Below are 20,309 nucleotides of genomic sequence, written 5' to 3'. Positions count from 1 at the left end.
GAACCCTGACTGCTAGCGTCCATAAGACAAAACCGCCCCAAAGGGCGGTTTTGTCTTGTACTGCGGTCAACGAGGCAAACTCAGACCGACAACTCCAGCAAAAGCTTGTTGATGCGCTTGACGAAGGTGGCAGGGTCTTCCAGTTTGCCACCCTCTGCCAACAAGGCCTGGTCGTACAGCACCTGAGCCAGATCGGCCGCGCGGCCAGCATCCGACTCTTCAGCCAGACGTTTCACCAGCACGTGTTCCGGATTGATTTCCAAGGTAGGCTTGCTCGCTTCCACTTTTTGGCCGGCCGCCTTCAGCATCCGTTCCAGGTGGGCACTCATATCGTGCTCACCCGCAACCAGGCAGGCCGGGCTGTCGGTCAGACGCACAGTAGCACGCACTTCCTTCACCTTGTCGCCCAGTGCATTCTGCACTTTTTCCACCAGCGGTTTCGCTGCTTCTTCAGCCTGCTTCTGTGCTTCCTTGTCGGCTTCGTCTTCCAGCCCGCCCAGGTCCAGTTGGCCCTTGGCTACCGACTGTAGCGACTTGCCATCGAACTCGAACAGCGAACCAACCACCCACTCATCCACACGGTCGGTCAGCAACAGCACCTCCACGCCCTTCTTCTTGAACACTTCCAGATGTGGGCTGTTACGCGCCGCGGCCAGCGTATCGGCGGTGATGTAGTAGATCTTGTCCTGACCTTCTTTCATACGGCCGATATAGTCGCTCAGGCTGACAGTCGGTTCATCGCTTTCAACGGTGCTAGATGCAAAACGCAACAGCTTGGCGATACGCTCCTTGTTGGCATGGTCTTCGCCCACGCCTTCTTTCAGCACCTGGCCGAACTCTTTCCAGAATGCGGCGTATTTTTCCGGCTGATTGCTGGCCAGATCTTCCAGCAAGCCCAGCACCTTCTTGACGCAACCGGCGCGAATCGCGTCGATATCCTTGCTTTCCTGCAGGATCTCACGTGAAACATTCAACGGCAGATCATTGCTGTCGATTACGCCACGCACAAAACGCAGGTATTGCGGCATCAGCTTGTCGCTGTCTTCCATGATGAACACGCGGCGTACATACAGCTTGATGCCCTGCTTGCGCTCGCGGTCCCACATGTCGAACGGTGCGCGGGACGGGATATATAGCAGTTCGGTATATTCCTGGCGACCTTCGACGCGGGCATGGCTCCAGGCCAGCGGGTCGGTGAAATCATGTGCCACATGTTTGTAAAACTCGATGTACTGCTCGTCGCTGATTTCGCTCTTGCTGCGGGTCCACAAGGCCGAAGCGGCATTGACGGCTTCAAGCTCGTCGCTTTCAATTACTTCGCCATTTTCGCCGTAGCTATTGCCCTTCTTCATCAGAATCGGGATGGAAATATGGTCGGAGTAGGTACGCACAATGCGCTTGAGTGCCCAGTCGGCCAACAACTCGTCTTCACCTTCCTTCAGGTGCAGGACGATGTCGGTACCACGACCAGCCTTTTCCACCTGTTCCAGCGTGTACTCCCCTTCGCCCTGGGATTCCCAGCGAACACCTTCGCTGGCGGCAGCACCGGCACGGCGGGTAGTCAGACTCACCTTGTCAGCAACAATGAAGGCCGAGTAAAAACCAACACCAAACTGGCCAATCAGATTGGCATCCTTTTTGGAGTCACCAGACAGCTGTTCGAAGAATGCCTTGGTGCCAGACTTGGCGATGGTACCGATATTGGCAATCACCTCGTCGCGACTCATGCCGATACCATTGTCAGAAATGGTGATGGTGCGGGCTTCCTTGTCAAAGCTGACGATAATCTTCAACTCGGCATCATTCTCAAACAACTCGGGCTTGGCCAGACCTTCAAAACGCAATTTGTCGGCAGCATCCGATGCATTGGAGATCAGCTCTCGCAGGAAGATCTCCTTGTTGGAATACAAGGAGTGGATCATCAGGTGAAGCAGTTGTTTGACTTCGGTCTGAAAGCCCAGGGTTTCTTTCTGTGCGCTCATGGTCTCTATTCATCAGTGGTTGGGTAACAGTGAGCAGACAGATAGGGACAAGCCGGCCGATTTCAATACCCTCAACACAGCAATGGTCAGGATTGTCTGCGCGGACAAACAACTCTCACGCAGCAAGATATCGAATCAGTCCGGCTTGAGTTGCTGCATAAGCTGCGCCACGATGGAAATTGCCATTATCGCTGGTTGTCGACTGTTGATCCCTTCTATTCCCAAAGGGCAGTGAACACTGGCAATACTCCCAAGGGGCACTCGACTGATCAGACGCAAATTGAAACTGGCCAGTTTGCCACGACATCCCAGCAAGCCGATAAAGCGTGCATCACCGCGCAGCAAAATCTGCTCGACCCAGTCGAAATCAAGCAAATCGTCATCAGTCATTACCAGCCAGCAAGCATTGGCAGGCAAATTGCACATCTGCTCGACGCCGCCTGCCACAGGGTGAATATTGCCAGCCAACTCCTCGGGAAAAATTGACGGGCGACGATCCAGCCAAAATACGGTGCAAGGCAGCTCGCCCAGCAAACGAATCACCGCCCGACCGACAGGGCCTGCTCCACACAACACCACCTGCATCGTGCCGGCAGCCATATCAAGCACTTAGTGTCCAGGTACGGACATGACCTCCGTCGAGCTGGCTTCGGTCAGATCACTACTCCCAAGCCCATTGAAAAAGGCATTCAAGATTACCGCAGTCAAGCTTGCCAACAAGATACCGCTATGTAATAGCGGTGCCATACCTGTGGGCATCTGTCCAAAAAAATCCTTGGCAACCGTGGGAATCATACCCATACCAAGACTGATGGCAACGATGTAGAGGTTGTAACGATTCTGGAAGTCCACACGTGATAACACCTTGATGCCAGTTGCAAGCACCATGCCAAACATCACGATGCCAGCACCACCCAGTACAAAGGGAGGAATGGAGGCCACAACAATCGACATCTTAGGTACCAGCCCGAAAGCAATCAGGATAAAACCCGACATCACGCACACCCAGCGGCTACTCACACCTGTAATGCTGACCAGACCGATATTCTGCGAAAACGAAGTATGTGGGAACGTATTGAACATGCCACCAAACAGGGTTCCCACAGCATCAACACGCAAACCACGCACCAGATCCTGACGCTTGACAGGGCGATTTACGATTTCACCCAGTGCCAGAAACATGCCCATGGACTCGATGAAGACAATCAGCATCACCACTGTCAATGTGACGATGGACCATAGTTCAAATCTTGGTGCACCAAACTTGAAAGGCAGAATCATGGCAAACCAATTGGCATCCTGTAGTCCATTAAAATCAACTTTTCCCAGTAACAAAGCAATGACAAAGCCAAGTACCAGGCCAAGCAGAATGGAAATATTGGCAAGAAAGCCCGAAGCAAACCGGATGATCAACAGGATGAAGACGAGGACGGTCAATGAAATCCCCAGATATAAGGGGCTACCGTAATCAGGAGAACCGAGACCACCTGCCGACCAATTGATACCGACGCCAATAATAGAAAGACCAATTGAAGTAATTACTACCCCGGTGACCAATGGTGGAAAGAAACGAATCAGACGGCCGATCAGTGGAACCAGCAGCAGCGATATCAAACCTGCGGCCATGGTTGCCCCAAAAATTCCGGGAAGACCTAACTCAGGGTTCTGTCCGATCGCAATCATTGGCCCAACCGTGGCAAATGTAACTGCCATAATGACAGGCATACGTATACCGAAACCCTTGATACCCAGACATTGCAACAAGGTAACCAAGCCACAACAAAACAAATCGGCACTCACCAAGAATGCGATTTGCTCCTTGGGTAGACCAACAGCACCACCAACAATCAGCGGGACAGCCACTGCTCCAGCATACATCACCAAAACATGTTGTAGTCCAAGAGTAAATAACTGTAGAAATGGTAGCTTTTCATCCACCGGATGAATGGGTTTTATTACGCTCATCAGATCTCTCCTGTGCATCGCTCATGCCATATGACTTGTGAAGTCCACCGATGGAACCAGCAAAATACGAGCATGACCGGGCCACCCAGTTGCTTCGGCAACAAGGAAAATAGCAAAATCAGGCAAATAAACTAGCGGGAAGCTTCGATTTGGTATTGTTGTGAGAGCATCACTTCATCACAGTTGTGACCACTGCCTACACGGTCAACCACAATGAAATCGCCTTCCTGCTGCAAGCTGATCAATGGGTGGTGCCAACAATTCCGAAAATAGTTAACACCCTGATCGGATTTGGCATGAAAGGCACGCAAACCACGCTCGTCTGGCATTCCATCAGGCAAACTGGGAGCAACTACCACGACAAATGAAACACCATTACAAGGAATGAATGACTGGCTACCTAAAGGATGCCGCTCCAGCATACTTATACTAAGCGGAAAATCAAATGCGACGCCTCGTGCCATACTGATGGCAGGCAAACCATCATCCCCGCAAATATCGACCAGACCAAGCTTGTGATAACGACGCGTACTACCATTATTGATAGGAAACCAATCACTACCCGTTATTTCAATTACATTACCGAATGGTAAAAATGCTTCCTTGGTCAGCACTTCCAAATTAAGCAAAGCCATAATAATTCTCCTCACTCATATTTTATTGACTTTACTCACTTGCCAAACGACCCCAAATACGCAAACGACTGACGCCTCCATCAGGAAAAATATTCAACCGCACATGGTTAACCGGACCTAAAGGACGGATATATTCTTGATCGAAAAAGTGCTGGGCATCCATGGTCGCTTTTTGTTCTGGCAGTAAAGTTCCCCAGAACATTGCTTGGGTCACAATAGACTGATCGGTTCCCTGACTAACCAATGCAGCCTGAATAGAAACACTATCGGGATAGTTTCCCTTGAAATGAGCGGTATCAACTTCAATACGTTCGATCACTGCCGCATGACCAAGCTTTACAATACACCAGTCATTTCCGGGTTCTCGCCGACGCCGGGTTTCCCACCCATCCCCCATATTGATACCTCTACCGGGCATAATCAATCTAAATGGCACACCAAAATGAGCATCGTTATATGCAAGGACACGCCCACCCTGTTGCAGAGCAGATACTTCGTATAAAGCACTTTTATCCTTGCTGTTCCAGTCTATATGGACTTCTCCATATACACGCAATCGTGCCACACCGCCATCAGGATAAATATTCAAACGAACATGGGTCCAGACACGAACATCATCAATGGCAAAAAAATGGTGCGCATTACCGCTTATAGATACTGCGGGAATAAGCGTTGTCCATTGCGTATTTTCATCGGGTATTCCATCGAAATAGCAGGCTTCCAGCACTGCTGCAGGTGGGAAATTACCAGTAAAATGACTGGTATCAATATCAATACCTTTGATGACTCCTGGCAAACCCAATTGAATAACAGCATGATCATGGCCTCCATTACGGCGACGCTGCGTTTCCCAGCCATCCATCCATTTCCCATGATCGTCAAACTTGCCTACCAAAAACACAGGTGATGCTGACTGCAACATACGCTCAGCAGGGGCAAACCATTCATCAGAACAGTGTACAACCTTGGCACCAAAATCAGCATCTGCCAGGTTCACATAGCGCCGGGCATAATCTGGCAACTCTACAGTAGCGGCATGTACCACAGTGAATTCATGCTGTGAATGAATGCTCATGATGTCTCTCCTTTATTATAAATATTCAAAAACTATTTTAATGAACAGTATGTGCTACGGTTTGCACTAGCAGGACTACACCAATAGAGAAAAAACATAAAGCTGAAACAGCGAGAAAGAATTTACGAAGACCAGCCATCTTGGACAGCAAGTAGTTAGCCAACAGTCCATAGCCAAACTTGCAAAAAAAATCCACAACCATCCACCCAACAACCATCCATACAAGTTGAAGAAACAGTGGTTGCGTTGATACCAAAAACTGTGGCAAAAGTGCCAAAAAAAAAACAATATCTTTTGGATTACTGATACCAAGCAGAAAGGCTTTGGAAAAGAGCTCTGTGCCAATCGGCAGGCCTCTCATTTCCACTTGAATAGACTTTGCTCTTCCTTGCCATGTTCGCAATCCCAGATATAACAAATAGCAAGCCCCAAACAGCTGCAATAGCAAAAACATAGAAGGAGATGCCAATAACAGGGAGCCAATCCCTAGTGCAGACAACAGTAACAAACTGACCGAGGCCAGAACTCCTCCAACAAAACCTGGCCAACTCCGCCATACACCGTATTGAACTGCATTGCCGACCATGAAAAGAGACAAGGGGCCCGGCACAGCAATCACTACCGTAATCGCCAACAGGTACAAGACCAACATCTCAGCAGTCATCTAGCAACATCCTCAGGAAACATAGCCTCCAAGCGTAAACGTGCAATGCGGTATATTTGCTTCAAGCACTCTCGACGTTCTTCTTCAACTTCAGATCCCAAACGTCGTTCAAACTCACGGAGAATTCCCATTCGTTCATATCCACGAACGGCAAGAATGAAGGGAAACCCAAATTTAGCCTGGTAAGCCTGATTAAGATGATTCAGCCGAGCGAACTCTTCGGGTGAACATTGATCCAGCCCGGCTCCCACCTGCTCTTCCGAGGACTCCCGGGTCAATTCACCACGAACTGCAGCTTTGCCTGCCAACTCGGGGTGTGCTCTGATCAACGCCATCTGCGGACCATAGCCTGCCTTTTCCACTTCGGCGCTCATTACTGCAGCCAGTTCCATCACCGAATGAAACGGACGCAAAGCAGCAGTACGTTCGGCCACCCATGGAGAGTGTTCGAATACCCCACCAAGTGCATCAACAAAATCATCAAACGGCAGTTGGTTCAATAACTCTAGTGTCATGCGAGGTTTCATGGGCATACCTCCCGCGCAGAATAAGGATGATGGCGTACCCAGTGGCGGGCAATATCAACGCGGCGGCATATCCATACCCATTGATGCTGTTGAACGTAATCAAGAAATTTCTGCAGCGCAGCAAATCGGCCAGGCCGACCGATCAAGCGGCAGTGCAAACCAATGGACAGCATTGCAGGGGATGATTCACCCTCGGCATACAGCACATCAAAACTGTCTTTGAGGTACTGATAAAAGTGCTTTCCTGTATTGAACCCTTGCGGGGAGGCAAAGCGCATATCGTTAACATCCAGCGTATATGGCAGCACCAGATGAGGCTTGCATTCCCCATTGTGCAAACGCACTTCGGTCCAAAAAGGTAATTCGTCACCATAATTATCGGCGTCGTATAGAAATCCTCCCTCTTCAACCACCAAGCGTCGCGTATTGGGGCTATCTCTTCCCGTATACCAGCCTGCAGGATGCTCACCGGTATATTGCTGCACGATTTCAACACAACGTTGCATATGCTCTCGCTCCAGTCCTACATCTATATCTTGGTAATGTAACCAGCGATAACCATGACATGCCAGTTCATGACCTTGCTCCACAAATGCAGCTGCAGCTTCCGGATTACGCTCTAGCGCCATACCAACAGCAAAAACTGTCAATGGCAATTCACGCCGCTCGAATTCACGCAAAATACGCCATACTCCAACACGTGACCCATATTCGTATAAGCTTTCCATCGACATATGACGTGCCGTATATGCAGCAGCTCCTACAATTTCTGATAAAAACTGCTCTGAAACGGCATCGCCATGAAGAATATTGCTTTCCCCACCTTCCTCATAATTGAGAACAAATTGAACTGCCACTCTGGCCTGGCCTGGCCAACACACCGGTGGGCGCTGTTTCCCATAGCCGACCATATCGCGTGGATAATCTCTCTTCATGCTATGAACTCCTTCGCCTTGGCATACACTGACATCCTCGACAAAACAAAAAGGATCGACACACTCAAACGCGATACTAACATTTACATCCAATCATCCCGATTCTGAATACATTAATCCACACCAGTTGCTATAACTACCCATAAGTATTGATACGCTGACGCACTTCGTATTTATCAACACCACTGTCAACACATCCACGACTCCCCTCCTGCATTCTCCGTATGGATTTCGCACCGAATGTAGAAAATTGATCATCTACTCAGTTTCGATTCATCGGTTCCAAGCGTACCGTAGCTCCCAACGGGATAAACATGTCTGAAAGTACAGCTTCAGACCAACTCACAGAATAAAATCACTCCATCACAAGCTTTCAAGGATAAGCGCGCTGCTCATAGCCTATCGGCATTTACGCTTAACCGGATGAGAGATAGTGCCATTGAAGTGAAGAATTTACTTACTCATCAAAAAGGATGGTGTTTCACTTTTCTACTTGCCACAACATGGCATGCACCTTCATTCAAATATTGACAATTACCACAAAAACAAAACAATATCGCCAGATTCATGCTTTACAACAACCCTAAAAAATGAATTCAAGCTGAACTAAAAGACAGGACTTTCTTACCCAGGAGACAATAATGGGACATATTTCCACACATGTTTTGGACACCATGCATGGTCGGGCCGCAAAGGGGATGTACTTCGAGCTATACCGTGTAACAGAAGAAAAACGGAGCCTGCTGTGTCAGCAGCATACCGATGAGAATGGTCGGAGCAGCAAGACTTTATTGAACGGTGATGAGATGAAAACCGGCATCTACGAACTGATCTTTTATGCAGGTGATTACTTTATTGCGCAAGGCATAAAACTGGCTCAGCCCAGTTTTATAGACCGTGTAATACTGCGCTTTGGTATTGCCGACACCAGTCAAAATTATCATGTCCCACTAATTGTCACACCATGGACGTACTCAACTTACCGCGGCAGCTGACTACCATTCTTTCTATCAGGAAAAAACTTATGGAAAGCTATCTCACGGAGTTTGGCAACCTGCTGCTACGCTGGTTGCATGTCATTGCCGCCATTGCCTGGATCGGTGAATCAATTTACTTCGTCATGCTAGACAACAGCCTGACAAAGCCAAATGAAGAAAAGGATTCACGCTATGATTTGATTGGTGAAATGTCATCGGTACACGGTGGTGGCTTCTACCACAATCAGAAATATCTGACCCACCCTCCTTTCCCTTTAGATGAAAAGCTACACTGGTCATTCTGGAAGTCTTACACTACTTGGCTTTCAGGCTTTGCCTTGTTCTGCTTGTTATACCTGAGCAATGCTTCTGTCTATCTGGTTAACCCGGCAAGCCCCTGGGCTTGGGCAGCAGTATTGACCCCAGGAGAAGCCGGTGTAGCTGCACTTGCATTACTTATTGTTGGATGGCTGCTTTACGACGAGTTATGCCGCCGTATCAGTCCAGAAATGCAAAGAGATGGCCTCTTGAGCATCGCTGTTGCAATTCTGATGTCAGGAGTCGCGTACTTCAGCAGTCATGTATTTCAAGGGCGTGCTGCATTCCTTCTGACAGGAGCGGTCATGGCAACATGTATGTCTGCAAATGTATTCTTCTGGATCATTCCAGGTCAGCGAAGAATGGTAAAAGCACTTAACTCCGGAGAACAACCCAACCCACTGGATGGTAAGCGAGGAAAACAACGGTCTGTGCACAATACCTACTTTACACTACCTGTGGTTTTTCTGATGATCAGCAACCACTATGCCTTTGCTTACAGTAATGAGACATCGTGGTTCATCATGACGCTATTCATTCTGTCCGGGGCACTAATCAGACAGTATTTTGTGCTACGCCACCAAGGTCAGAATATGCTGACTTTACCAGCGGCCAGTGGAATTCTCTTGTTTGTCATTGGAATGATAGCGGCACCCACTGACATCAAAACAGTCCCGACAGAAACAAGGAGTAGCAATAGCAATGACAACAAATCCTTGCCTGCTACAAGCAATAATATCCATATGGTCAGTCGCATCCTGCAAGAGCGCTGCGTTTCGTGCCATTCAGCAAGGCCCACGCAAGTCGGATTTAGTGCCGCGCCGGCAGGCATACTACTTGATAATGATCAGGATATCCAAAGACATCACATCAAAATCAAACAAGTAGTAGCCAGTAAATACATGCCCTTGGCCAATCTGACAAAAATGAGCGACGAGGAGCGACTTCAGATTTCACAGTGGGCACCATAAGGAACAGGCACTCTTTTATCCAGGTGAAACTTTAATCAGTTTCACCTTTTTTTATTTTCAACCATTTTCCATCAACCAGGATTGCGGTGCATTTTCAATCCATTCAACTTGTAATATAAAATGGGGTGGATAAATCCACCCCGATCGTAATACACTATCAACAAATCGTTATTTCAAAACTACTGTGCTGAAATAGAATAATCAGATAGTTTCTCCAGCGCACGTACCATTGCACTATGATCCCAAGACCCACCACCTTGAGCAACACAACTATTAAACAACTGTTGCGCCAGTGCCGTTACAGGTAAGGCCAATGCCATTTGCTGGGCGCTGCTTAGCGCCAGATTGAGATCTTTTTGATGCAATGTAATTCGGAATCCTGGATCAAATGTCCGCTTTACCATACGTTCACCATGCACTTCCAGTATTTTGGAAGAAGCAAAGCCTCCAAGTAGCGCCTGCCTTACCTTTTCAGGGTTAGCTCCTGCACGCGAGGCAAACAGTAGTGCCTCACCCACCGCCTCGATAGTCAATGCAACTACTATTTGATTGGCTACCTTGGCAGTTTGACCATCTCCATTGCCACCAACCCTGGTGATATTTTTCCCCATCAATTGCAATACGGGTAGCATTTGCTCGAAGACAGGCTGTGGCCCTCCTACCATGATAGATAAGCTGGCTGCACGTGCTCCCACTTCCCCCCCAGAGACTGGAGCATCTAGATAATGCCCACCCAATTGCTCTATCCGACTGGCAAATTTCTTGGTTTCAATCGGAGAAATGGATGACATATCCACGACTACCTTGCCGCTAAGATTTGCTTCAGCCACGCCATTGGCCCCAAACAATACGGCTCCCACATCTGGGGTATCTGGCAGCATCAGAATAATGATGTTGGCTAACTCAGCGACCTGTTTCCCACTGTCACAAACAGTAAGCTGATAACTTGCCAAAGACTGAGGTACGCCGCTGCGTGAATTGACGAATAGTGAATGGCCAGCTTCTATCAAGTGTTTGGCCATAGGAGCACCCATGATGCCTAGTCCGATAAATCCAATTTTTTTCATCTATGTCTCCTCGTTTTAATCAAACTTACTGGTACTGCGTCATCCAGCCCAGGCCTGCGACGGTAGTACTTTTAGGTTTGTATTCGCAGCCAATCCACCCTTGATATCCAATTCGGTCCAAGAAACTGAACAAGAAGGAATAATTGATTTCGCCCGTGCCAGGCTCGTGCCGGCCCGGATTATCTGCCAGCTGGATATGTGCGATATGCGGTAGTTGTAGCTGCAGTGTCTGGGCCAACTCTCCTTCCATACGTTGCATGTGATAAATGTCGTACTGGACATACAGATTGTCGCAGCCAAGTTCCCGTATCATGGCGAGTACCTGTCGGGTTCGTGACACCACAAAACCGGGAATATCGAATGTATTGATAGGCTCGACTAATAGCTTGATCCCTTCTGCTTTCAAGGCTTTTGCAGCAAAACGCAGGTTGTTGTGCAGGGTCTCCTGTACGACATCGGGGTCTGCATTTTGGGGGCGTATACCTGCCAGAACGTTTAATTGACGGCATCCAAGCACTTTTGCATAGCTGATTGCTTCGCCAACGCCATCCTGAAATTCTGCTTTACGGTCAGGCAGACAAGCGATTCCACGCTCACCAGCAGCCCAGTTACCTGCCGGAAGGTTGTGTAGTACTTGTTCTAGCTGGTGCTTATCCAATAGCTCAGCCAGCTGCTGTTTGTCGTAACCATAGGGAAACAGGTACTCAACTCCCCGAAATCCGGCTTTGGCTGCGGCTTGAAAACGTGACAGAAAATCTACTTCGTTAAACAGCATGGTGAGGTTGGCGGCAAATCTTGGCATAGGACTCTCCCACAGGATGTCGGCCGGTCAAGTTTGCCGGCCACATGGTTATTGCCGACTTACACGGTCAAATCGACAATATCTTCAAATTCGTTGATGGCATTGATTTCAGTACCCATGGCAATATTGGTGACCCGTTCAAGGATGACCTCGACTACAACCGGTACAGAGAATGCTTCCATCAAGCGGCGTGCCTCGGCAAAGCCTGTTGCCAGCTGCTCCGGGTCAGTCACTCGTACTGCTTTACAGCCCAATCCTTCCACTACCTTGACGTGATCAACACCATAGCTACCAAGCTCTGGAGCATTGATGTTCTCGAAACTCAGTTGTACGCAGTAGTCGATATCGAACTGGCGTTGAGCCTGGCGAATAAGCCCCAGATAGCTGTTGTTAACCAACACATGAATGTATGGGATGCGGAACTGCGCGCCGACGGCGAGCTCTTCCACCATGAACTGGAAGTCATAATCCCCGGAGATGGCGACCACTTCGCGTGTGGAATCCGCTACCTTGGCACCAAGCGCCGCGGGAATGGTCCAGCCCAGTGGTCCAGCCTGGCCGCAGTTGATCCAGTTGCGAGGCTGATAAACATGCAGGAACTGGGCCGCAGCAATCTGCGACAGACCGATGGTGCTGACATAGCGGACATCGCGCCCAAAATGGCGATTCATCTCTTCATACACGCGCATCGGTTTGATTGGCGTGTCGGCGTGATCCGAACGTCGCAACATGCTGGCCTTTCTCTGCTGGCACGCCTGCAGCCAGTCATGCCGAATGGTCAAGCGCCCTTGGGCGCGCCATTCACGTGCCACTTCAATCATTAGTTCCAATGCCATGGCAGCATCAGAGGTGATACCAAAATCGGGGGCGAATACCCGTCCGATCTGGGTGGGTTCAATGTCGATGTGAACGAATTTGCGGCCCTGGGTATAGACTTCGACCGAGCCGGTATGCCTGTTGGCCCAGCGGTTTCCAATACCAAAGACAAAATCAGCAGCCAGAAGAGTGGCATTGCCATAGCGATGTGAGGTTTGCAGTCCCACCATACCGGCCATCAGCGGATGGTCATCAGGAATGCAGCCCCATCCCATCAGGGTAGGAATCACCGGAATCTGAACAATTTCGGCAAACTCGGTCAGCATTGCGGAGGCATTGGCATTGATCACGCCACCACCAGAGACAATTACCGGACGCTCGGCGTCCAACAGCATTGCGAGTGCCTTTTCAACCTGTGCACGCGTGGCACGTGGCTTGAATGCCGGTATCGGTTGGTAGGTTTCCGGATCGAATTCAATTTCAGTCATTTGCACATCAAAAGGCAGGTCCAGCAATACCGGACCAGGGCGCCCTGAACGCATCAAATGAAATGCCTGTTGCAATGCGCCTGGCAGTTGCGCAGCTTCCATCACGGTAGTCGCCCATTTGGATACCGGACGTGCAATTTCCTTGATATCCACTGCCTGGAAATCTTCCTTGTGCAAGCGTGAGCGTGGTGCTTGCCCGGTTATGCACAGGATGGGAATGGAGTCCGCTGCTGCCGAGTACAAGCCGGTAATCATGTCGGTCCCTGCCGGACCTGAGGTACCAATGCAGACACCGATGTTGCCAGCCCGTGCCCGCGTAAAACCTTCTGCCATGTGCGATGCACCTTCAACATGGCGTGCCAGAAAATGGCGTATGCCACCTATCTTCTTCATGGCGGCATACATGGGATTGATCGCAGCACCGGGTACACCAAAGACAGTGGTCACCCCTTCCTTGATCAGCACGTGTACTGCAGCCTCGATTGCTCGCATTTTGGCCATTGGATAGCTCCTGGGTTAAGCAGGCCTCACCACACTGGTTGCAGCCTATTTGTTTGGAGACTATCCTGCGCAACAATTTTCAGTCAATGGCAAATGGAAGTGGTTTCCATTTTTATAAATTTACATTAAATATCGTTTATTTTCATCAAGTTATCGAATTTGTATTTATGGAAAAACAGACCAATTCATTACTTTTCAAACTTGAAAACCTCCTATCCAGGCAGTTATTACACTCAGCTGTACCTAAGGCGTAAAATTGCACAGCACACAGCGCCCGATCCACAATCAACAACGAGGATTTATGAGCAAAGCCGATACACTTCCCGCCCGTGGCAATATACGCAAGCGTACCGATGGCCAGGTGGCCGGCACAGGCCAAGTACAATCGCTAACCCGGGGGCTGGTTTTGCTTGAGCGCATTGCAGAAGCACCAGCTGGCATCATGCTGACCGACCTTTCGATGCAGGTCGGGCTGCCAAACTCCACGACACATCGCTTGCTGACCACCATGCAGCAAATGGGTTTTGTTCAACAGACTGGAGAGCTGGGGCTGTGGAGCATAGGCGTCCGCGCCTTTACCGTCGGGAGTGGCTTTCTGAACAGCCGCGACTTGCCCACGCTGGCAATGCCGATCTTGCGACAAGTGATGGAGGCGGCGGGTGAAACCAGCAATCTGGTGGTTTTCGACACTGACGCCTGGCAAAGCGTCGTGGTGGGACAAGTGCAATGCCGCGAGCTGATGCGCATGCTCGCACCGATAGGCGGACGACTTCCCCTGCATGCCTCAGGAGCAGGCAAGGCATTTCTCGCAGCGCAGGATGAAGCGCACATTGGGCGCATCTTGCAGAAGACCGGTCTGCCTCTGTTTACCGGGAATACCATCACGACCGCGGCAAAGCTGAAAGAGGAGATGGCACAAATCCATAAACAGGGATTTGCTGTTGATGACGGTGAGCATGCGATTGGCCTGCGCTGTGTTGCCAGTTGCATTTACGATGAATCTGGCAATGCGTTTGCCGCTATCTCGGTTTCCGGACCTGCATCGCGCATTCCAGATGAGCGCATCACCCACCTGGGCTCTCTGGTGATGCGGGCTGCTGGCGAAATCACCCGTTTGTATGGCGGAAAAGCAAGAAAGCCCAGCTGATTGCCGCCGCCAAATAAAAAAGGCTCTGCCAATGCAGAGCCTTTTCTTTGACTGGATGAACCAAAACTATTGCGGATCTCGCAAACCTGGTGGCAAGGCAAACACGGTGGACTCTTCCACACCACTGAGTTCAGACACACTTTCAGCACCATAGCTGCGAATCTGTTCGATAACCGCCTGGACCAGCACTTCCGGAGCGCTAGCCCCCGCAGTGACACCAACCCGCTGCTTGCCGTCAAACCACTCTGGCTTGAGCAAAGAAGCATTGTCCACCATATACGCGTCCACGCCTCGCAATGCAGCAACTTCGCGCAGGCGATTGGAGTTGGAGCTATTGGGCGAGCCAACTACCACGATGATGTCGCACTGGTCGGACAGTACCTTGACCGCATCCTGACGATTCTGCGTGGCATAGCAGATATCGTCCTTTTTCGGGCTGGTAATGGCGGGAAAGCGCTGCTTGAGTGCTGTGATGATGTCCCGTGTCTCGTCGACGGAAAGCGTGGTCTGACTGACATAAGACAGCGCCGAAGGATTGCGCACTTCAAGGCGGGCAACATCTTCAACACTTTCCACCAGATACATGCCGCTATCCACCTGCCCCATGGTTCCTTCGACTTCAGGATGGCCGGCATGACCAATCATGATGATTTCCATCGCGGCCTTGTGCATGCGCTTCACCTCGACATGCACCTTGGTCACTAGCGGACAGGTTGCGTCAAACACTTGCAAGCCGAGCGCCTCGGCTTCGGCACGCACAGCCAGCGGCACACCATGAGCGGAATACACCAGTGTGCTGCCGGCGGGTACGTCTTTCAGCTCTTCGATGAAAATGGCACCTTTGGCACGCAGGTTTTCCACGACAAAGCGGTTGTGCACCACTTCATGCCTGACATAAATGGGAGCGCCAAACTTCTCGATGGCACGCTCGACGATGGCGATGGCCCGATCCACCCCGGCACAAAAGCCACGCGGGTTGGCCAGCATAATGGTCTTCGTCATCTGTAGTCCTTGCAAAACGCCACCACACGATGGGTGGCAAAAACAGGTTCAATGCGCTCTGGGTTGCTTCAGGCTGTCGAGCACCATCAGCACGGCACCGACACAAATGAAGGAATCTGCCAGATTAAAAGCAGGGTAATACCAGCTGTGCTGGTAATGCACGAGGATGAAATCGACCACATGACCATAGGCCAGCCGATCTATCACATTCCCGATTGCACCGCCCATGATGAAGCTGGCAGCAATATTCATCAGACGGCTAAAGCGCCCCCTGATGATGTTCCAGCCCAGATAGGCTGAAACACCAAGCGCCAGCAGGGTGAACAAGTACTTCTGCCAGCCACCTGCATCACGCAGGAAACTGAATGCAGCGCCCGGGTTGTAAATCAGGGTGAAGCTGAAATAGCCGGGAATGACATCCCGCATCTCACCAAACTGGTACTGCGTATTGAAATAAATCTTGGAGAGCTGGTCCAGAACGATGACCAGCAATGCCAGCCCCATCCATTTACTCCAGACTCTGGCGTGAGGCACCTGCATGACAGATTCCATTTGATGACTTCCTTACCGGTCTATCCCCCGGAACCTGTCCGGGGGATGCTCGGGAACAATCAGGCGTGCGCTCTGACTTCACCCTTGCCATCGATATTATCGACGCAACGTCCACATACTGCGCCATGACCGGCATGAGACCCTACATCGGCCCGATAGTGCCAGCAGCGATCACATTTCTGGTGTGCAGAAGGTGTCACGGTGATACGAGTCTCTTCGGCCTCACGGACGCGCGCGGCCGATACGATGAGCACAAACTTGAGGTCGTCACCCAGGCTGGCCAGTTGCTGGTACAAATCACCGGCGGCCTCGATATCCAGCTCGGCTTGCAAGGAGGAACCCAGCTGGTCGGCACTGCGCAGCTCTTCAATCTGCTTGTTGACCTGGGCGCGCAGGCTGCGAATGGCTTGCCACTTCTGCTGCAAGGCTTGCTCGCTGGCCGCGGTAAGTGCAGGGAACTCATGCCAGGTGTGGTACAGGGTGGACTCTTCCTCACTCTTGGTGAGGACTTCCCAGGCTTCATCTGCGGTGAAGCACAATACCGGTGCAATCAACAACAGCAAGCTGCGGCTCAGATGATAGAGCGCTGTCTGGGCACTGCGGCGGGCATGACTGTCCGCCTTGGTGGTGTACAGACGGTCCTTGATGATGTCCAGATAGAAAGCACCCAGATCTTCCGAGCAGTAATTCACCACTTCCTGCATGGCATGGTGGAAGGCATAACGGGTGTACAGTTCGCCCGCCACTTTTTCCTGAACCTGACGCGCCATCAGCAGGGCGTATTGATCCAGCTCCAGCATTTCACCAAACGGCACGGCATTTTCCAGCGGATCGAAATCCGACAGGTTGGCCAGCAGGAAGCGCAGGGTATTGCGCAGGCGGCGGTAGCTTTCGGTCACCCGCTTGAGGATTTCATCGGAAATCGCCAGTTCACCGGAGTAATCGGTGGAGGCCACCCACAGACGCAGAATGTCGGCGCCCAGGCTGTCATTCACCTTTTGCGGCGCTACGACATTACCTTTGGACTTGGACATCTTCAGGCCCTTGCCATCCACCACGAAACCATGGGTCAGCAATTGCTTGTACGGTGCGCGACCAATGGTGGCGCAACCTGTCAGCAGGGAAGACTGGAACCAGCCGCGGTGCTGGTCACTGCCTTCCAGATACAGGTCGGCAGGCCAAGCCAGTTCCGGGCGCTGTTTGAGCACGGCAAAGTGGGTAGAGCCGGAGTCGAACCACACGTCCAGGGTATCGGACAGTTTGCGATACTCGGCGGCTTCGCTACCCAGCAGCTCCTGTGCATCCAGGCTGAACCAGGCTTCGATACCCTGCTGTTCGATGCGCAGTGCCACTTCTTCCAGCAAGGCCAGCGAACGCGGATGCAGCTCGCCCGTTTCCTTGTGCACGAAGAAGGTCATCGGCACGCCCCAATTGCGCTGGCGGGATACACACCAGTCCGGACGGTTACCAATCATGGCTTCCAGGCGCGCACGCCCCCATGCCGGGAAGAATTCGGTTGCATCGACCGCGCTCTTGGCACGCTCGCGCAGTGCCACGCCATCCTTGCCCTGCTTGTCCATGCCGATGAACCACTGGGCCGTCGCACGGAAGATGATGGGTGTCTTATGACGCCAGCAATGCGGGTAGCTATGCAGCAAACGGGCCTGATGAATCAGGGTGCCATGCTGTTCCAGCGTTTCGATGACTTTGGGATTGGCTTCCCATACCGACAGACCGGCAAACAGTTCGGTAGTGGACTTGTAGCGGCCATCATCGGCAACCGGGTTATCAATCGGCAGGCCGTATTGCTGACCGACCTGGAAGTCTTCCAGGCCATGTGCCGGGGCGGTATGCACCAGACCGGTACCGGCATCGGTAGTGACGTGGTCACCACAGATGACAGGCACGCTGCGGCCATAGAACGGATGCTGCAATTGCAGCATTTCCAGCTTGTCGCCGGTAGTCTCTGCCAGCACCTTGGCATCGGCAAAGCCGTAGCGCTGCAGTGCAGACTCGGCCAGTTCCTTGACCAGAATCAGCTTGCCCTTGGGGGTATCAATCAACTGGTAAGTCAGCGCGGCACTGACTGCCACCGCCTGGTTGGCCGGCAGTGTCCACGGTGTGGTGGTCCAGATAACGGCCATGGCACCAGCCACCTGCTCGGCAGTAAGGCCGAATGCAGCTGCCAGCTTGTCCTGATCCAGCACTCGGAAACCAACATCGATTGCCGGGGAGTTCTTGTCTTCGTACTCAACCTCGGCTTCAGCCAGTGCGGAGCCGCACTCGATGCACCAGTGCACGGGCTTTTCGCCCTTGAACAAATAACCGTTGCTGTAAATCGTGCCCAGGGTGCGCACGATATCAGCCTCGGTCTTGAAATCCATGGTCAGGTAGGGATTCTCCCAGTCACCCAGTACGCCCAGACGAATGAAGTCCTTCTTCTGACGGGCAATCTGCTCCTTGGCATATTCGCGGCACAGCTCGCGAAACTTGGCGGCAGGAATGGATTTGCCATGCAGCTTCTCCACCATCAGCTCGATCGGCAGACCATGGCAGTCCCAGCCCGGCACATAGGGGGCATCAAAACCTGCCAGCGTCTTGGAGCGGACAATGATGTCTTTCAATACCTTATTGACCGCATGACCGATATGGATGTCGCCGTTGGCATACGGCGGGCCATCATGCAGGATGAATTTCGGGCGACCGGCAGACAATTTGCGCACTTTGTCATAGCGCTTCTGTTCCTGCCAACGCTTGACCCAGGCAGGTTCGCGTTTGGCCAGATCCCCTCGCATGGCGAACGGGGTATCCAGCAGGTTGACGGTTTTACGGTAATCGATGCTCATGCCTGCTCTCGCTGCAAACTGGTCAAATAAGTATGGGCACTGGCAGCGTCTCGTTCTATCTGCGCTACCAATGCCGGTAAATTGTCGTAGCGCTCTTCATCGCGCAACTTCTTCAGGAAATGCACCGTGACACGCTGGCCATAGAGATCGCCGGCAAAATCAAACAGGTGCGCTTCCAGCTTGTAGTCACTACTACTGCTGACCGTAGGGTTGAGCCCCAGACTGGCCACCCCGCCCTTGCGTCCGAACGGGGTATCTACTTCTACCACAAACACACCTTGCAAAGCGGGTTTCAGGTGTGGCAAATGCACATTGACCGTGGGGAAACCAATGGTGCGCCCCAGCTTTTGCCCATGCATGACCTTGCCAGAGATCTGGTAGCGCCGTCCCAGCAATGCATTGGCTGCGTCCAGGTCTCCCATGGCTAGTCGTTCGCGCACCAGCGTGCTGGATGCGCGTTCTCCCTGTACCAGAACCGATGGCATCGCTTCAGTCACAAAATGCGGACAGGCGGACAGCAGTTGAAAATTGCCCTGGCGCGCAGCACCAAACTGAAAGTCATCGCCGATCAGCAGATAGCGCGTTTTCAGGTCCCGCACCAGAACATCCTGAATAAAATCCTGCGCAGTCATGCTCGCAAAACGCTGATTGAAGCGAAAGACAAACACATAATCCAGCAAGCCAGAGGCTTGCAGGACATTCAGCTTGTCGCGCAAGGTGGACAAGCGGGCGGGAGGATTACTTCGGGTAAAGAACTCACGAGGATGCGGCTCGAATGTCAGCAAGGCTGTGGGCAAGGCGCGCGCGGTAGCCTCGTCCTTGAGACGCCGCAGCATGTGCTGATGGCCAAGATGCACGCCATCAAAGTTCCCAATGGTCAATGCACAGCCAGCGAGCCCGAAACGTCGTGGATCTCCTAGAAATACCTGCATCTGACGCCTAGCATCCTGAAAACTTAAGATTGTAGCCGCCGGCAAGCAGTAGCGTCCAGCCATGTAATCAGAAGTGACAAAACAAAAAAGCCCCACGTTTGTGGGGC

18 protein-coding genes are annotated in these 20,309 nt (G+C 51.5%); 3 read left to right on the top strand and 15 right to left on the bottom strand.

The window, feature by feature from the left end:
- Positions 1–80: 80 nt before the first annotated feature.
- The 8 genes from htpG to puuE all read right to left on the bottom strand — a co-directional run bounded on the left by htpG (position 81) and on the right by puuE (position 7,783).
- Positions 81–1,982, bottom strand: coding sequence for a molecular chaperone HtpG (htpG, locus tag DKK66_RS11865; protein WP_131358295.1), 1,902 nt, complete (start codon positions 1,980–1,982; stop codon positions 81–83).
- Positions 1,983–2,117: 135 nt separating this feature from the next.
- On the bottom strand, positions 2,118–2,582 hold the full coding sequence (locus DKK66_RS11860; RefSeq protein WP_242673624.1) for an XdhC family protein: 465 nt from the start codon (positions 2,580–2,582) through the stop codon (positions 2,118–2,120).
- Between the two features lie 9 nt (positions 2,583–2,591).
- On the bottom strand, positions 2,592–3,947 hold the full coding sequence (locus DKK66_RS11855) for a nucleobase:cation symporter-2 family protein (RefSeq protein ID WP_255434116.1): 1,356 nt from the start codon (positions 3,945–3,947) through the stop codon (positions 2,592–2,594).
- A gap of 131 nt (positions 3,948–4,078) precedes the next feature.
- The gene (locus DKK66_RS11850; protein ID WP_131358286.1) at positions 4,079–4,582 is read right to left on the bottom strand and encodes an ureidoglycolate lyase; all 504 of its coding nucleotides are present in this window, start codon (positions 4,580–4,582) and stop codon (positions 4,079–4,081) included.
- A 31-nt stretch (positions 4,583–4,613) separates the two neighbouring features.
- On the bottom strand, positions 4,614–5,657 hold the full coding sequence (gene alc, locus DKK66_RS11845) for an allantoicase (RefSeq protein ID WP_131358284.1): 1,044 nt from the start codon (positions 5,655–5,657) through the stop codon (positions 4,614–4,616).
- 37 nt (positions 5,658–5,694) lie between these two features.
- On the bottom strand, positions 5,695–6,321 hold the full coding sequence (locus tag DKK66_RS11840; protein ID WP_131358281.1) for a LysE family translocator: 627 nt from the start codon (positions 6,319–6,321) through the stop codon (positions 5,695–5,697).
- On the bottom strand, positions 6,318–6,848 hold the full coding sequence (gene uraD, locus DKK66_RS11835) for a 2-oxo-4-hydroxy-4-carboxy-5-ureidoimidazoline decarboxylase (RefSeq protein WP_131358278.1): 531 nt from the start codon (positions 6,846–6,848) through the stop codon (positions 6,318–6,320). The genes DKK66_RS11840 and uraD overlap by 4 nt, the downstream gene beginning before the upstream one ends.
- On the bottom strand, positions 6,845–7,783 hold the full coding sequence (puuE, locus tag DKK66_RS11830) for an allantoinase PuuE (protein ID WP_131358275.1): 939 nt from the start codon (positions 7,781–7,783) through the stop codon (positions 6,845–6,847). The genes uraD and puuE overlap by 4 nt, the downstream gene beginning before the upstream one ends.
- Before the next feature lie 641 nt (positions 7,784–8,424).
- On the opposite strand from puuE, the gene uraH reads away from it, so the two are divergent.
- Together uraH and DKK66_RS11820 are read left to right on the top strand one after the other, a co-directional pair.
- Positions 8,425–8,778 carry a hydroxyisourate hydrolase gene (uraH, locus tag DKK66_RS11825; protein WP_131358272.1) on the top strand — a complete coding sequence of 118 codons (354 nt, stop codon included), beginning with the start codon at positions 8,425–8,427 and terminating at the stop codon, positions 8,776–8,778.
- Between the two features lie 29 nt (positions 8,779–8,807).
- A complete protein-coding gene (locus DKK66_RS11820) occupies positions 8,808–10,049 on the top strand; it encodes a urate hydroxylase PuuD (RefSeq protein ID WP_131358269.1) in 1,242 nt (413 codons plus the stop codon).
- 179 nt (positions 10,050–10,228) lie between these two features.
- Here DKK66_RS11820 and DKK66_RS11815 read toward each other — a convergent pair whose 3' ends face one another.
- Genes DKK66_RS11815 through gcl form a run of 3 tightly spaced genes read right to left on the bottom strand, consistent with a single transcriptional unit; the run spans position 10,229 to position 13,723 of the window.
- On the bottom strand, positions 10,229–11,116 hold the full coding sequence (locus DKK66_RS11815; RefSeq protein ID WP_131358266.1) for a 2-hydroxy-3-oxopropionate reductase: 888 nt from the start codon (positions 11,114–11,116) through the stop codon (positions 10,229–10,231).
- 25 nt (positions 11,117–11,141) lie between these two features.
- The gene (gene hyi, locus DKK66_RS11810) at positions 11,142–11,918 is read right to left on the bottom strand and encodes a hydroxypyruvate isomerase (RefSeq protein WP_131358263.1); all 777 of its coding nucleotides are present in this window, start codon (positions 11,916–11,918) and stop codon (positions 11,142–11,144) included.
- A gap of 59 nt (positions 11,919–11,977) precedes the next feature.
- A complete protein-coding gene (gene gcl, locus DKK66_RS11805; RefSeq protein ID WP_131358260.1) occupies positions 11,978–13,723 on the bottom strand; it encodes a glyoxylate carboligase in 1,746 nt (581 codons plus the stop codon).
- A 301-nt stretch (positions 13,724–14,024) separates the two neighbouring features.
- Here gcl and iclR point away from each other — a divergent pair, with 301 nt between their 5' ends.
- A complete protein-coding gene (iclR, locus tag DKK66_RS11800; protein WP_131358257.1) occupies positions 14,025–14,870 on the top strand; it encodes a glyoxylate bypass operon transcriptional repressor IclR in 846 nt (281 codons plus the stop codon).
- Positions 14,871–14,936: 66 nt separating this feature from the next.
- Here the strand turns inward: iclR and ispH are convergent, their stop codons facing one another.
- From ispH to DKK66_RS11780, 4 genes are all read right to left on the bottom strand, one after another.
- A complete protein-coding gene (gene ispH / locus DKK66_RS11795; RefSeq protein ID WP_045847594.1) occupies positions 14,937–15,872 on the bottom strand; it encodes a 4-hydroxy-3-methylbut-2-enyl diphosphate reductase in 936 nt (311 codons plus the stop codon).
- 48 nt (positions 15,873–15,920) lie between these two features.
- Positions 15,921–16,412, bottom strand: coding sequence for a signal peptidase II (lspA, locus tag DKK66_RS11790; RefSeq protein ID WP_231588895.1), 492 nt, complete (start codon positions 16,410–16,412; stop codon positions 15,921–15,923).
- Between the two features lie 71 nt (positions 16,413–16,483).
- Positions 16,484–19,270, bottom strand: a complete 2,787-nt coding sequence (gene ileS, locus DKK66_RS11785) for an isoleucine--tRNA ligase (protein WP_131358254.1) — start codon at positions 19,268–19,270, stop codon at positions 16,484–16,486.
- Positions 19,267–20,202 (bottom strand): bifunctional riboflavin kinase/FAD synthetase, encoded by a 936-nt coding sequence (locus DKK66_RS11780; protein ID WP_131360990.1) that lies wholly within the window; start codon positions 20,200–20,202, stop codon positions 19,267–19,269. The genes ileS and DKK66_RS11780 overlap by 4 nt, the downstream gene beginning before the upstream one ends.
- Positions 20,203–20,309: the final 107 nt, after the last annotated feature.

Source organism: Aquitalea sp. USM4 (genome assembly GCF_004328945.1).
GTDB classification, from domain to species: Bacteria; Pseudomonadota; Gammaproteobacteria; order Burkholderiales; family Chromobacteriaceae; genus Aquitalea; species Aquitalea pelogenes.
This window is presented reverse-complemented; position numbering and strand designations above follow the sequence as displayed.

Coding starts and splice junctions, on each gene's coding strand:
- htpG (WP_131358295.1), bottom strand. CDS start 1,982: ATGAGCGCACAGAAAGAAACCCTGGGCTTTCAGACCGAAGTCAAACAA.
- DKK66_RS11860 (WP_242673624.1), bottom strand. CDS start 2,582: ATGGCTGCCGGCACGATGCAGGTGGTGTTGTGTGGAGCAGGCCCTGTC.
- DKK66_RS11855 (WP_255434116.1), bottom strand. CDS start 3,947: ATGAGCGTAATAAAACCCATTCATCCGGTGGATGAAAAGCTACCATTT.
- DKK66_RS11850 (WP_131358286.1), bottom strand. CDS start 4,582: ATGGCTTTGCTTAATTTGGAAGTGCTGACCAAGGAAGCATTTTTACCA.
- alc (WP_131358284.1), bottom strand. CDS start 5,657: ATGAGCATTCATTCACAGCATGAATTCACTGTGGTACATGCCGCTACT.
- DKK66_RS11840 (WP_131358281.1), bottom strand. CDS start 6,321: ATGACTGCTGAGATGTTGGTCTTGTACCTGTTGGCGATTACGGTAGTG.
- uraD (WP_131358278.1), bottom strand. CDS start 6,848: ATGAAACCTCGCATGACACTAGAGTTATTGAACCAACTGCCGTTTGAT.
- puuE (WP_131358275.1), bottom strand. CDS start 7,783: ATGAAGAGAGATTATCCACGCGATATGGTCGGCTATGGGAAACAGCGC.
- uraH (WP_131358272.1), top strand. CDS start 8,425: ATGGGACATATTTCCACACATGTTTTGGACACCATGCATGGTCGGGCC.
- DKK66_RS11820 (WP_131358269.1), top strand. CDS start 8,808: ATGGAAAGCTATCTCACGGAGTTTGGCAACCTGCTGCTACGCTGGTTG.
- DKK66_RS11815 (WP_131358266.1), bottom strand. CDS start 11,116: ATGAAAAAAATTGGATTTATCGGACTAGGCATCATGGGTGCTCCTATG.
- hyi (WP_131358263.1), bottom strand. CDS start 11,918: ATGCCAAGATTTGCCGCCAACCTCACCATGCTGTTTAACGAAGTAGAT.
- gcl (WP_131358260.1), bottom strand. CDS start 13,723: ATGGCCAAAATGCGAGCAATCGAGGCTGCAGTACACGTGCTGATCAAG.
- iclR (WP_131358257.1), top strand. CDS start 14,025: ATGAGCAAAGCCGATACACTTCCCGCCCGTGGCAATATACGCAAGCGT.
- ispH (WP_045847594.1), bottom strand. CDS start 15,872: ATGACGAAGACCATTATGCTGGCCAACCCGCGTGGCTTTTGTGCCGGG.
- lspA (WP_231588895.1), bottom strand. CDS start 16,412: ATGCAGGTGCCTCACGCCAGAGTCTGGAGTAAATGGATGGGGCTGGCA.
- ileS (WP_131358254.1), bottom strand. CDS start 19,270: ATGAGCATCGATTACCGTAAAACCGTCAACCTGCTGGATACCCCGTTC.
- DKK66_RS11780 (WP_131360990.1), bottom strand. CDS start 20,202: ATGCAGGTATTTCTAGGAGATCCACGACGTTTCGGGCTCGCTGGCTGT.